The organism is Mucilaginibacter sp. (assembly GCF_039925265.1).
Taxonomy (GTDB): domain Bacteria; phylum Bacteroidota; class Bacteroidia; order Sphingobacteriales; family Sphingobacteriaceae; genus Mucilaginibacter.
Window position 1 is genome coordinate 167,396 of sequence record NZ_JBDSZG010000041.1, and the last position, 13,464, is coordinate 180,859.

Sequence of the window (13,464 nt, forward strand, 5' to 3'; positions counted from 1 at the left end):
CAGTTTTATTGCGATAAGTCAATTTTATCTGCCTAAGCATCAATTACAAACTACATAAAAAAAACTAATCTCTAATCACCATTCTCTAATCTCTAATTACTACCTTTGCGGCTCAAAAAAAGCCCTGCAAATGAGCCAGTCTGTTCAAATAAAAAATGCCCTTATTTCCGTTTATTACAAAGACAACCTCGAGCCGATAATTCACGAGTTGAATCGCCTTGGTGTCAACATATATTCAACCGGTGGTACCGAAACGTTTATCCGCGACCTTGGGGTTGATGTGATTGCTGTTGAGGACCTTACCTCGTACCCATCTATACTGGGCGGCCGTGTAAAAACCCTGCATCCAAAGGTGTTCGGTGGTATTTTATCGCGCCGTGGTTTAGATAGCGACGCGCAGCAACTGGAGCAATACGCTATCCCTGAGATTGACCTGGTTATTGTGGACCTGTACCCCTTCGAAGAAACCGTAAATTCTGGCGCAGGCCAGGAAGATATCATCGAAAAGATAGATATCGGCGGCATTTCTTTGATCCGTGCCGCAGCCAAAAACTTTAAAGATGTGGTTATCGTGGCCTCTAAAAATGATTACCGTATTTTAGAAGATATCCTGAAAAGCCAGGATGGTGCTACTACTATCGATCAGCGCCGCACTTTCGCTCAAAAAGCTTTCAACATCTCGTCTAACTACGATACCCATATTTTCCAGTATTTCGACCAAACTGAGCCGATGCCTGTTTTTAAACAAAGCATTCAAACCAGCCAAACTTTACGTTACGGCGAAAACCCGCATCAAAAAGGTACCTTCTACGGTAACCTTGATGCCATGTTCACCAAGCTGAACGGTAAGGAATTATCGTACAACAACCTGGTAGATGTGGATGCTGCCGTTGCTTTAATAGACGAGTTTACTGAACCAACCTTCGCTATCCTTAAGCATACCAACGCTTGCGGTATCGCCAGCCGTTTACACACTAAGGAAGCCTGGATAGACGCCCTCGCTTGCGACCCGGTTTCGGCTTTTGGCGGTGTATTGATTGCCAATGCCGAGATTTGCGAAGCAACCGCTTTAGAGATCGATAAGATATTTTACGAAGTGCTTATCGCGCCGGCTTACACCGATGATGCGCTAAAAGTACTTACCGCTAAAAAGAACCGCATTGTGCTGATCCGCAACCGGGTTGAGTTGCCAAACAAGCAATTCAAAACCCTGCTGAACGGTGTTATTGAACAGGATAAAGATCTGGTAGTTGAGGGGCCGGGTCAAATGAAATCGGTTACCGATAAATTAGCTACAACCGAAGAACTGAAAGACCTGTACTTTGCCAATAAAGTGGTAAAGCATACCAAATCAAACACCATTGTTTTTGCTAAAAACAGTCAGCTGATGGCAAGCGGTGTTGGCCAAACCTCCCGCGTAGATTCGTTGAAGCAGGCGATCATTAAAGCCGAAAGCTTTGGGTTCGATCTGAAAGGCGCTGTAATGGCATCTGACGCGTTCTTCCCCTTCCCGGATTGTGTGGAGATTGCTGCCGATGCAGGTATCACCGCGGTTTTACAGCCGGGTGGTTCTATAAAAGACCAGGATTCTATAAACATGTGTAATCAAAAAGGCATAGCCATGGTAACTACCGGGGTGAGGCACTTTAAACACTAAGTTGGTGAGTGGTGAGTTGAGAATGGTGATTGGTTTGCGTTGCTGCTGCTACGAATAACCATTAAATTCATTAAAAGAAAAGGAGACTAATCCAATAAATTAGTCGAACTTACACGAAAGAAAAAAGCGGGTAAAAAGCACCTTAAGGGCACGAATTTTTAAAAAACGGAGTTATAAACTACTAACAGTTTTAATTCGTGAAATTCGTACACCAACAGTTTGTTTCGCGAAAATTCGTGTTCATTATTATTATTAACTTTGCAAAATATTTGAAATAACGCCACATGGGTTTATTTAATTTTTTCACACAAGAGATCGCCATAGATTTGGGTACTGCCAATACCCTTATTATACATAATGATAAAGTTGTTGTTGATGAACCATCGATAGTAGCTTTTGACCGCACCACAAACAAGGTTATTGCCATTGGCCGCCAGGCCATGCAGATGGAGGGTAAAACCCACGATAACATCCGCACCGTGCGCCCGCTTAAAGATGGTGTAATTGCCGACTTTAACGCCGCCGAACTGATGATTCGCGGGATGATAAAAATGATAAACCAGGGCAAGGGGTGGTTTTTCCCATCGCTGCGTATGGTTATCTGTATCCCATCGGGTATTACCGAGGTTGAAAAACGCGCGGTACGCGATAGCGCCGAAATTGCAGGCGCTAAAGAAGTGTACCTGATATACGAACCAATGGCTGCTGCCGTAGGTATAGGCATCGACGTGGAAGAGCCGATGGGCAACATGATCATCGATATCGGTGGTGGTACTACGGAGATCGCGGTTATCGCTTTATCAGGTATCGTGTGCGACCAGTCTATCCGCGTTGCGGGAGATAATTTTGACTCTGACATCGTTCAGTACATCCGCCGCCAGCACAACATTATGATTGGTGACCGTACTGCTGAGAAAATAAAAATTGAAGTAGGTGCTGCTCTTCCCGAACTTTCTGAACCACCTGCAGATTTCGCCGTACAAGGCCGCGATTTGATGACCGGTGTGCCGAAACAGATCACAGTATCATATACTGAAATTGCCCACTGCCTTGATAAATCGATTTCTAAAATTGAAGAAGCGATTTTGAAAGCTTTAGAGATAACCCCGCCGGAGCTTTCTGCGGATATTTACCAAACCGGTATTTACCTTACAGGCGGTGGCGCTTTATTGCGCGGCCTGGATAAGCGTGTGGCTGCAAAAACCAAACTACCCGTACACGTTGCCGAAGACCCGCTGCGCGCGGTAGTACGCGGCACAGGTACTGCCCTTAAGAATATTGGTAACTTTAAGTTTTTAATGCAATAATTATAATGAGTGAAGGAGTGATTTAGTGAATGAGCGAATGTTAAGCGCCCTTATTCACTAATTCATTCATTCACTAATTCACTCCTTTAAAGGCATGCGTAACCTCCTGATATTTATCACTAAGTACAACGCATTCTTTTTGTTTCTCATTTTCGAGATCACGTCGCTTGTTATTTATATTAAATACAACTCTTTTCAGAAGGCTACGTTCATCAATAGCACTAATAAGGTAACCAGCGAGTTTTATGACCGGGCAGATGAGTTGAAGGGTTACCTTTCGCTGCGCGAGGTGAATGATCAGCTGGCAAAAGAGAATGCCGACCTGCGTAACCAGTTGCGCTCCTCCAAGTTTTTAGATTCTGTTGCCAAGCATGTGGTTAACGATACCATTTACAAGCAACAGTACGAGTATATTGATGCCAAAGTGATCAATAACTCGGTTAACAAGCGCAATAATTACTTAACCATAACCAAGGGGAGTAAGGATGGCGTTGCAAAAGGCATGGGGGTAATAACAGGTTCGGGCGTTGTAGGTAAAGTAGTGCTGGTAGGCGAGCATATTGCCATTGTACAATCATTGCTGCACAAAGATTCGCGCTTTAGCGCCATGTTGGCCACAAATAAAGAGATAGGCTACCTGGAATGGGGCGACGACCTCGACCCGCACAAAGGCTTATTGGGAGATGTATCGAACACCGCCCAACCAAAAATAGGCGAACTGGTGGTAACCTCCCAGCTTTCGCTTTTCCCGGCGGGGATACCTATTGGTAAAGTGAGCAAGCTGAATGCCAAAGGAGCCGGGTTTTTCTTAAACATGGAAGTGGCGCTGGCGGTAGATTTTAGCAAGCTGGAGTATGTATATGTAATAAACAACAAGTTTGCTACCGAGCAAACGGGATTGGAGGCCCAGGAGAAAAAAGATGAGTAGAATTATCCTGATGAACCTTGTGCGCTTTATTATGCTCATTTTTCTGCAGGTTTTTCTGCTGAAGAATGTGGCGCTTTATGATCTGTCCACGCCTTACCTGTATATCCTTTTTATCCTGTTGCTGCCCTTCGAAACACCGAATATAGTGCTGTTTATCCTCGCGTTTTTGTTAGGTTTAACTATTGATATGTTTTACGATACACCGGGGCTGCACGCCGCGGCTTCTACGGTGCTTGCTTTGGTGCGTGTAATGTTTATCAGCATAACGGTACAAAAAGATGGCTTTGATAACGAGCCCGAGCCAACCTTAAGTATTATGGGTTTCCGCTGGTTTTTTACTTATGCGCTGGTACTTACCCTTTTTCATCACTTCTTCCTCTTTAATCTCGAAGTTTTTCGCATTACTGAAATACAATATACACTAAGCCGCTTTTTATTGAGTTCAATATTTACAGTATTTTTGATACTGGTTTCGGGGCTGTTATTTTTCAGAAGGAAAGAGCGATAATGAACAGTTTTTTTGAACGGCGCTATATTGTTGCCGGTATTTTCATAGCTTTTATTTTGTTACTGCTTGGCCGCTTGTTTTATATACAGGTGGTGGACGACCGCTATGCGCTTTACGCCAGCCAAAACGTGGTGCGTAAAATGATCCAGTACCCTGCCCGCGGCCCTATATTGGATCGTAACGGCAAAATAATGGTGCAGAACGAGCCGGTTTATGATATTATGGTGATACCGAAACAGGTTACAGCATTTGATACAGCGGAGTTTTGCAAACTGCTGGGTATTGATAAAGAAGGCTACGATAAGCGGATCATCAAGGCCCGCAAGTATTCGCCATACCGTGCATCCGTTTTTGAAAAGCAGCTTTCTGCACAGTTATACGCTTCATTCCAGGAGCGCCTTTCAGAATTTCCCGGATTTTTCCCGCAGCAAAGGCCGGTACGTACCTACCCTGATTCGGCAGCGGCGCAATTCCTGGGCTACATTGGCGAGGTTACCGATCCTATTATCAAACGCTCCGGCGGCTACTACAGTCCGGGCGATTACATTGGCATTACTGGTGTAGAAAAATCATATGAAACTGTTTTACGTGGACAGCGCGGCGTACAAAATTGGATGGTAGATTCGCGCAATGTGCGTAAAGGTACCTACGCCAACGGTGTGTTTGATACCAGCGCGGTAGCCGGCGAGCGGTTAGTATCCTCGTTGGATATGAACATCCAAAAATTGGGAGAGGCGCTAATGCGTAACAAAATAGGGAGTATTGTAGCCATCGAACCATCAACGGGTGAGATCCTTGCCTTTGTAAGTAGTCCTACCTACGACCCTAACCTGCTGGTAGGCAAAGAGCGTGGTAATAACGCCGCCAAATTATATAAAGATCCTTATAAGCCCTTCTTTACCCGCCCGGTGCAAGCCTTATACCCTCCCGGTTCGTCATTTAAGCCGTTAAGTGCCTTGATAGCGATGCAGGAAGGTATGATCACACCGCAAACAGTGTATGTATGCCCTGGTTATTACCAGGCAGGTAACCGCCGAATACCATGTTTCCATCACGAAGTACACGGCGCAGTGGCACTAAGCCAGGCAATTGCACATTCCTGCAATGGGTATTTCAATATGGTGTTTGAAAAATTGGTGAACCGTTTTGGGGCGCGCAATGTGGATGCCGGGTACAACGCATGGCGCGATAAAGTGGCCAAATTTGGCTTAGGTAGTCGTCTCGACCTGGATTTGCCAAGCGAAAGCAGGGGCTTATTACCTAAAGCCGAGTACTACGATAAGATTTACAAAAAAGGTGGCTGGCGCTCCAGTGCTGTTATATCCTTAGGGATAGGGCAAGGCGAGCTTTCGGCAACGCCGCTGCAATTGGCCAATATCGAGGCTATTATTGCCAACCGGGGCTTCTACTATAAACCGCACCTGATCAAATCCATCGGCGATAAGCAAGTGATAAAGCATGAATACACCGTGCGTAATTACGTGGGGGTAGATTCGCAGTATTTCCGCCCGGCTATTGATGGGATGCAGCAGGTAGTGGATGTGGGTACAGCTAATGGCTCAAAAATACCGGGCATTATTATGTGCGGTAAAACCGGTACCGCCCAGGTGAAGAACCAGTTAGATAACTCGGTATTTGTGGCGTTCGCTCCGCGCGACAACCCTAAGATCGCCATAGCGGTTATTGTAGAGAAATCGGGACAGGGTGCAACATGGGCCGCGCCTATTGCCAGCTTTATGGTGGAAAAATATTTAACGGGTAAAATTTCCACGCGATCATCAGGCATTAACCCCGAGTATTACATGAACGCCAACCTGCTACCACCGGTAGTGTTAACATCGTCCGAAAAAAGGCAGTTGCATTTGGATAGCCTCAAAAAGGCCCAGGCAGATTCTGTAGCTAAATTGAAATTGAAAGCGGCGTCGAACACGCCGCCCAGAAAAGAACCGGTAAGCAAGCCAACAGCTATGCTGCCAAAACGAAAGGACGATGAGCTACAATAACAATCAGCAGCGCAGCTTCTTTTTAAATGTAGACTGGCTAACGGTATTCCTTTTTTTATCGCTGTGCGTTATCGGCTGGTTTAATATCCATGCCGCCGTTTTTGACGAGAACAACCCCAGTATTATTGATACCGATACCCGGTACGGCAAGCAGTTTATCTACATTATTGTAGCCATAGTATTGGGCATCATTATATTATTGCTGGAGAGCCGGTTCATCTCGGCGCTTGCACCTGCGTTTTACGTAGCAACGGTATTACTATTATTGCTGGTGCTTTTAGTGGGGCACAATGTGGGCGGTAACCAGGCCTGGATAGACATGGGAGGCGGTTTTAGGCTGCAACCCTCGGAGTTTGCTAAATTTGCAACGTGTTTGCTGCTGGCCAGGTATCTCAGTGCAACCAACGTAAAAGTAACCGACCCAAAATCGTTTCTCATAGCAGGAGCAATAATACTGCTGCCAATGGTGCTTATTAAGCTACAGCCCGATGATGGTTCTACGCTGGTATTCTGCTCGCTTATTTTTGTGTTATACCGCGAAGGCTTGTCGCCATATTTTCTTATTGTAGTTGGCCTGCTTATTACGCTGTTCATCACTTCCCTGTTATTTAATAGCTGGTATGTGGTAGCCGCCATTATTGCTGTAACCGTGGCCCTCGCGTTAGTGATCAAAAGAAACCGTGCTTTGGTGTTCAAGATAATTATTGGTGCTGCCATAAGTATTGCCTTTGTATTTGGTGTGAAACCGTTGTATGAACACGCGCTAAAACCACATCAGCGCAAACGTATAGATGTGGTACTGGGAATAACCAAGGATAATAAGGGTGTGGGCTACAATCAAAACCAGGCAAAAATAGCCATTGGTTCTGGTGGGGCATGGGGTAAGGGATACCTGCAGGGCACACAAACAAAGTACGCTTTTGTACCTGAGCAGAGTACCGACTTTATTTTTTGTACCATAGGCGAGGAGTGGGGGTTTGCAGGTTCGGTAGTGGTGCTTGGCTTGTACCTGTTTTTATTGCTGCGTATTATTATGATAGCAGAGCGACAGCGTGCGCCATTTTCGCGCATTTACGGTTATGGGGTAGCCTCCATAATTTTCTTCCACGTGCTTATTAATATCGCCATGGCCATAGGGGTGATGCCGGTAATCGGTATACCGCTCCCTTTCATCAGTTATGGTGGCTCATCGTTATTAAGCTTTACTATGCTGCTATTTATTCTGTTAAAACTGGATAGTAACCGTATGGGGGTTATTTACGCGTAGCGCCTTTTAAGCAACGCGTAAAACTTATCGGACGTTTCTTTTTTGCCTTCCCAGTTATTTTTGGTTACGTAGTTATTTTTCAGGAACCTGTCGGCCTCTTCAAAACTGCTGAAACGGTTCACAATTTCAATGGCTTCGGTATAGGCCAGATTATATCCTTTAAACAGGTCTTTTACAAACAGGAGTTTATCGTTAAGGGTTATAGCCGCTTTAATGTCAGATAATGGCTCTACGGCTTCCACCTCGACTGCCGCTTTGCTTTCCTTTTTTTGTGCCGATAAACGCTGGTTAAGCGTAAGCGGCTGCTGCTCGTTAGTTTTTAGTTCCAGGTTATCCACCTGTATATCTTCCATGCTTTCCGCTAAAACCTTCTTGCCTTTCGTCTTTGGTTCTTCAAACAGTTCGGGTTGTGCCTCAGGTGTTTCTTCCTCCTCAATTTCGGGCTCCGGCTCAAGGGCTTCCGCTACCGGTTGGGGTATTTCTTCAACTTCGGGGATTATCTCTGCTTCGGCGGGAACTTCCTCTTCTTCTATAGTTTCAACTTCGGGCTGGGCAGTTACTGTTTCTTCTTCAGACTCCAAAATTTCAGCCTCTGGCTCAGCGCTTTCTTCCGCTATCTCGGCTATCGGCGTCAATAAGGTTTCATCCTGGCTTTGTCCGTCTTCCTCATCTTCAAAATTATCTTCTTCATCCAAAACCAATTCATGGCGAATGGTTTCCGGTTCTTCGCGTTCGAATGAAAATGTATCGTCGGGGGTATCGCTACTCAGGTCGATAACTGGTGCAGGTTCTTCAATTGGTTTCGGTTCGGGCTGTTCAAACTGCAACTCTTTCTCAGGTGGGGCTATTTCAAATTTAATGCTGTCGTTATAAGCTGGTTTCGGTGTATCTTGTTTAAAGGGAACTGCAACCGATTTTGCAGGCTGTACAACCGGTTCGAACCATTTGGGTTCATCTTTTATGCTGGTTTTGGTAATGGGCTGGCTTTTAATGGCGTTCAGCTTGCGCAGTATTTCGGCATGGTCTTTCAAAAAGTGAGTGTTAGCTACAAAAAGCTCAAGCTCCAGGTCGTTTAGGTTTTCTATGGTACCTTGCAGATACTCATACTGTTCGTTTATCTCCTGTATTATTACGCCTATCTTTTTAAAAACTTCCTGTTGCTTCATGCTATTATGTTAGGAAAATGCTTATCAAAAATACTATAAAATTCTGATATTAGCCCCTCACAAAAGTTTTGAGGTTTGTACACAGAGGAAGTTTTTAGAAGGCGCAATGAGGTGGGTGGGAGTATAGAAGTGATCTGCGGATCGATGTTTTCGGGCAAGACCGAAGAACTGATCAGGCGGGTGAACCGGGCCCGCATTGCCAAAGTGCATGTGGAGATATTTAGCCCCGTGGCCGATACCCGTTACGATAAAAGCGCCCTGGTATCGCATAACCTAAATTCTATTCCTTCCAAAGCGGTAGATAAAGCCGCGTCTATTTTGCCCCTTGCCCCGCATATACAGGTTGTTGGCATTGATGAGGCCCAGTTTTTTGACGACGACCTGCCGCGTATAGTAAGCAGCCTGGCAAACAGTGGCGTTAGGGTAATTATTGCCGGCCTTGACATGGATTTTAAAGGCCGCCCCTTTGGCACCATGCCCGAACTGATGGCGATGGCCGAATCGGTAACCAAGCTGCACGCGGTATGCGTAAAATGCGGCAGCCCGGCGTTAAACTCTTATCGCCTGGTGCCCGACGAAAGCCAGATCCTCCTCGGCGAAAAAGAAAGCTACGAACCCCGCTGCCGTAACTGCTTTAACCTGGACGGAACAGCCGGTTTACAGTAAGTAGTGGTAGTTGCGGCTTAAACATAGCATTAATATCATTTCGTGTTTTTTATCTGCATATCCGCACATCTGTTTTATAATAAGAAAATTACAATCTGTTTATAAACAAACAAACAACCCTGCCCGCAGGTTAATCTTACAAAACATATTTATGAGCATTAGTTTACTGGCCTATTTGCATTGTAAAAAAGATGCGGAAATAGCATTTGATACGGAGTTGAAAAAATTGGTTAATGCATCGGTAAAAGAAGGAGGCTGCCTGGCTTACGAACTTTATCAGTACAAAGATGAGCCCACCCGCTATGTAATTGAAGAGGAGTGGAAGGATGAGGATACCTTATCGCGCCACATGGAAACACCACATTATAAATATTTTGTACACATATCGCCAGCTCTGCTGGAGAAACCGGCCGAGGTGAAGATACTGACCCGATTGATATAGCGTTTTTTGCTTTTCGTAATAAACAAATTATCTGCTTTAGTGTTAATGTTAAACAATCCGTTAAGTTAAGTTTGGATAGATACCACAACCTATATATAGGAGTATATTATGGCTAAGAAAGTTTTAGTTATTGAGGATGATAAAGATATAAGGGATGCGGTTACGCTTGCCCTGGAGGATGAGGGCTATGACGTAATATCATCCGACAATGCTAAAATACTGAAACAACTGGCCGAAATTGCCCCCAACATTATCTTGCTGGATAACTGGCTTACCGACTGGAGCAGCGATGCTAACGGGCAGCAATTAAGTAAAGGATTAAAAACCAACCCTGCAACCAGCCATATCCCGGTGATCATCGTATCGGCAGTTAGCAACATCAAAGAAATTACCGAAGCGGGCATGGCCGATGGGTACCTAAAGAAGCCATTTGACCTTACTGAGTTAGCGGCTATCGTAAAGAAGCACGCTTAGGCCCCCGGCGCCCTGAAGGGGGAGTAGAAGTTAATAACGATTTAATAATTAAGTAAGAAGCCCGCGCGGTACGTCACCAGCGGGCTTCTATTTACTTTGAAATTTAAGTCTTGACTCTTGCCACTAAATTCGCCGTCGATGTGTTTGTAATTGCCCCGGTTTCGTTAACGCCGGTGAGATGCTGGGCTACCTTTACCGCTATAAACGTATTTGGATTGTACAGGTTTTGGCTGATGAGCTCGTTCATCTGCTTATCGGTACGGTCCACCTGGTATTGCAGTAACAACAAATAGTCGCCCGAATTAAACAAGTGAATACTCAGCATTACGATGGGAAAAACCCGCTTCAATTAGTAATGATTCTAAACAGTCGTAATTTTAACTAAAATTAACAAAAAGCAATGGCCATTTATCAGTTACAAACCCAAACGGTGTTTCACACTAAGCAAATTAATTTAACTTTGCGGAATTGACCGAAAACGACATTTGGTCAATTTTTGAATGCTGCTAACATAATTGATACTGATGCAAAGCAAAAAGCGAGTGCTGTTTTATTTAGTGGACGGCGCCCACAGTGAGGTACTGCCCGAATTGATAGAACAGGGCCTTTTACCCAATATAAAACGTATTATTGATGAAGGTACTTACCGTAAGGCAACTACCTGTTTTCCTTCTACCACTGGCCCGGCATATTTGCCGTTTTTAACCGGTCACTTCCCGGGCACGCAGGATATTACCGGTATCCGTTGGTTTGATAAAAAGGAATTTAAACGCACCCGCTGGAATAAGAACGCCATGCGCAGCTACTGCGGCCCCGAAGCAGCCTGGTTTAATACCGATATGCACCCGGACAAACCAACGCTGTTTGAACTGATGGGCGAATCGTACAATATGTACAACATGATCACCCGCAACGTGCCCGATGAATACGATCTGGGTAAAAAGGGTAAGGGCTGGCTGTATACCAAAGCACATTTTAAACAGATCCACCACCCGGTAGATCTACAGGGGCACGACCGGATCATGGATATGCTGAACGCCGGCAAGGACTTCGATTTCCTGTTCGCAGTATTCCCAAGCGTGGACTGGGATTCGCACTACCACCATATCCGTGATGAACGCACTATTGAAGCTTATAAAATTGTAGACAGAAGCCTGGGCACCGTACGCGCCAAGCTGGAGCATAAAGGCTGGTGGGACGATACCTTGTTTGTAATGACATCCGACCACGGGCTTACGCCAACCACCAAGCACCTGGACCTGGGCGACTGGATGACCAACAACGGCTTAAAATCTGTTTACTACCCGGTTATCTGGAAGCAAAACCCAAAATCGGCGGTAATGATATCTGGTAACTCCTTTGGCAGTATCCACCTGCTGGATCATGAGGGCGACCATGTGCTTCGCGAAGCGGAGATTGTAAAGATCATGGGCGAGGAACGCCTGGAGAAACTTATCAAAGAAGACGCTGTAGATTTTGCCATTTACCGTGGCGAAGAAGAGCAAACATTTATCATCCATAACCGTGAGGGTAAAGCCAAAATTGCGGTGAAGGACGATGTTTTCACTTACCAACCTTTAACCGCCGACGTGCTTAAGTATGGTGGCAAGATTGAGGCCACCGGTCACCGCGCTATATTGGAGGCCACTTTTGAAACAGATTACCCGGACGCTATTTTCCAGATCTACCAACTTTTCCAAAGCCGCAGGGCAGGCGATATTGTAATAAGTGCGGCAGTTGGGTACGACCTGCGCGATTTTTGGGAATACCCCGAGCATTTGGGCTCGCATGGTTCGCTGCATCGCCAACACATCCACGTGCCTTTAATATACAACCAAAAAGGCTGGAACACCGGCCCGGCGCGTACCGCCGACCTGTTCGACAGCATCCTGAAGTGGAAAGGTATCGTGCCCGAAAAATCGGAAGGCGAGCCATTATTTTAATATATTAGTACGGGAAATTAACAATGACTGAGCAGGAAGCCATTACCGCGGATAAGCAGGAAGTAAATAAAGTATTCAACAAAAATGTTATTATCAAAGGAGCCCTTTGGTTCGCGCTGATAACGGTTATTACCATTGCCGGGATATTTTTCTACAACAATACGGGCGATACGTTAAAGGCGCTTCAGCATATCTCCTATAAATACATCGCCATTTGTTTTGTAATGCTTTTTGTAGATCTGCAGCTGGGCAGCTGGCGTAACCATATCTACATCCGCAAGCTGGCACCCGGTGTATCGCATTGGGTAAGTTTCAGGGCAAATGTGGCTAATATGTTTATGGGCGCGGTTACCCCGGCACACGGCGGCGCTGGTCCCGCTCAAATTTTTGTGTATACCAGCAACGGTGTAAAGTTTATTGATGCTTTTGCTGTGAGCCTCATCAACATGGGCGCCACGCTGATATTTATGCCATTGGCCGGCTTTGTGGCCATTATGCTGATGGATACCAGTTCGGTAAGCAGTTTTGTGCCGCAGATGCTGAAGTTTGGTTTTACCTTCTTCCTGTTGTTTTTAATGGCGTTTATCCTGGCTTTCTGGAAACCGCTTTGGGTTGGCGCTATCATTAAAAAAATTGCCAACGGCTTATCTGCTATCTTCCCTAAACGTAAAGAAAAACTAAGTAAATGGGCCGAAAGCTCATTTATCAGCATCAGCAAATACCAGCAAACCTGCAGCGTTATTATTCGGCAGCACCCGTTTTTGTTTCCGCTGAGCTTGGTAATAACTACCCTGCTTTACCTCAATAAATACTGCCTGCAGTGGGTTATCCTGATGGGACTTGGCGTTAACGCCAACCTGGTGCAGGTTATCGCTTTCCAGGTAATTATCCAGTTCGGCATCTACTTTGCACCAAGCCCGGGTGGCAGCGGCTTTGCCGAGGTGCTGATTTCCAAACTGTTCGGTACCATTATTCCGGCTACTTTGCTGCCTATTTTTACCCTGTTGCAACGCTCGTTCCTATTGTTTTTCCCGGCGATGGTGGGTGCCTATGTGGTGATCAGCCTGCTGCGAAAGCAAACGTTTAAAAAGACCGGTTAAGGT

The 13,464-nt window shown here is 45.5% G+C and carries 13 protein-coding genes; 11 read left to right on the top strand and 2 right to left on the bottom strand.

Translation table 11 applies throughout. The features are described from left to right. Positions 1 to 130: 130 nt before the first annotated feature. The 6 genes from purH (at position 131) to rodA (ending at position 7,670) form a co-directional block, all read left to right on the top strand. Positions 131 to 1,657 carry a bifunctional phosphoribosylaminoimidazolecarboxamide formyltransferase/IMP cyclohydrolase gene (gene purH / locus ABIX36_RS18805; RefSeq protein WP_348083712.1) on the top strand — a complete coding sequence of 509 codons (1,527 nt, stop codon included), beginning with the start codon at positions 131 to 133 and terminating at the stop codon, positions 1,655 to 1,657. A gap of 284 nt (positions 1,658 to 1,941) precedes the next feature. Further along, complete coding sequence (locus ABIX36_RS18810; protein WP_067054626.1) at positions 1,942 to 2,964, top strand: rod shape-determining protein; 1,023 nt, start codon at positions 1,942 to 1,944, stop codon at positions 2,962 to 2,964. Positions 2,965 to 3,058: 94 nt separating this feature from the next. Beyond that, positions 3,059 to 3,892, top strand: a complete 834-nt coding sequence (gene mreC / locus ABIX36_RS18815) for a rod shape-determining protein MreC (protein ID WP_348083713.1) — start codon at positions 3,059 to 3,061, stop codon at positions 3,890 to 3,892. Beyond that, complete coding sequence (locus ABIX36_RS18820) at positions 3,885 to 4,400, top strand: rod shape-determining protein MreD (protein WP_348083714.1); 516 nt, start codon at positions 3,885 to 3,887, stop codon at positions 4,398 to 4,400. The genes mreC and ABIX36_RS18820 overlap by 8 nt, the downstream gene beginning before the upstream one ends. Further along, complete coding sequence (gene mrdA, locus ABIX36_RS18825) at positions 4,400 to 6,403, top strand: penicillin-binding protein 2 (protein ID WP_348083715.1); 2,004 nt, start codon at positions 4,400 to 4,402, stop codon at positions 6,401 to 6,403. The genes ABIX36_RS18820 and mrdA overlap by 1 nt, the downstream gene beginning before the upstream one ends. Beyond that, complete coding sequence (gene rodA / locus ABIX36_RS18830) at positions 6,390 to 7,670, top strand: rod shape-determining protein RodA (protein ID WP_348083716.1); 1,281 nt, start codon at positions 6,390 to 6,392, stop codon at positions 7,668 to 7,670. Before mrdA ends, rodA begins: the two co-directional genes overlap by 14 nt. Here the strand turns inward: rodA and ABIX36_RS18835 are convergent. Beyond that, positions 7,661 to 8,836: a hypothetical protein gene (locus ABIX36_RS18835; protein WP_348083717.1), complete on the bottom strand. Its 1,176-nt coding sequence runs from the start codon at positions 8,834 to 8,836 to the stop codon at positions 7,661 to 7,663. The genes rodA and ABIX36_RS18835 overlap by 10 nt on opposite strands. Before the next feature lie 75 nt (positions 8,837 to 8,911). Here ABIX36_RS18835 and ABIX36_RS18840 point away from each other — a divergent pair, with 75 nt between their 5' ends. From ABIX36_RS18840 to ABIX36_RS18850, 3 genes are all read left to right on the top strand, one after another. Then, a complete protein-coding gene (locus ABIX36_RS18840) occupies positions 8,912 to 9,502 on the top strand; it encodes a thymidine kinase (RefSeq protein WP_348083718.1) in 591 nt (196 codons plus the stop codon). Between the two features lie 151 nt (positions 9,503 to 9,653). Next, positions 9,654 to 9,944: a putative quinol monooxygenase gene (locus tag ABIX36_RS18845; RefSeq protein ID WP_348083719.1), complete on the top strand. Its 291-nt coding sequence runs from the start codon at positions 9,654 to 9,656 to the stop codon at positions 9,942 to 9,944. 108 nt (positions 9,945 to 10,052) lie between these two features. After that, on the top strand, positions 10,053 to 10,418 hold the full coding sequence (locus ABIX36_RS18850) for a response regulator (protein WP_348083720.1): 366 nt from the start codon (positions 10,053 to 10,055) through the stop codon (positions 10,416 to 10,418). A 103-nt stretch (positions 10,419 to 10,521) separates the two neighbouring features. Here ABIX36_RS18850 and ABIX36_RS18855 read toward each other — a convergent pair whose 3' ends face one another. After that, entirely contained in the window at positions 10,522 to 10,743 is a 222-nt protein-coding gene (locus ABIX36_RS18855; protein ID WP_348083721.1) for a hypothetical protein, read from the bottom strand. A 199-nt stretch (positions 10,744 to 10,942) separates the two neighbouring features. On the opposite strand from ABIX36_RS18855, the gene ABIX36_RS18860 reads away from it, so the two are divergent. Next, positions 10,943 to 12,361 carry an alkaline phosphatase family protein gene (locus ABIX36_RS18860; RefSeq protein WP_348083722.1) on the top strand — a complete coding sequence of 473 codons (1,419 nt, stop codon included), beginning with the start codon at positions 10,943 to 10,945 and terminating at the stop codon, positions 12,359 to 12,361. 23 nt (positions 12,362 to 12,384) lie between these two features. Beyond that, entirely contained in the window at positions 12,385 to 13,461 is a 1,077-nt protein-coding gene (locus ABIX36_RS18865) for a lysylphosphatidylglycerol synthase transmembrane domain-containing protein (protein ID WP_348083723.1), read from the top strand. Positions 13,462 to 13,464: the final 3 nt, after the last annotated feature.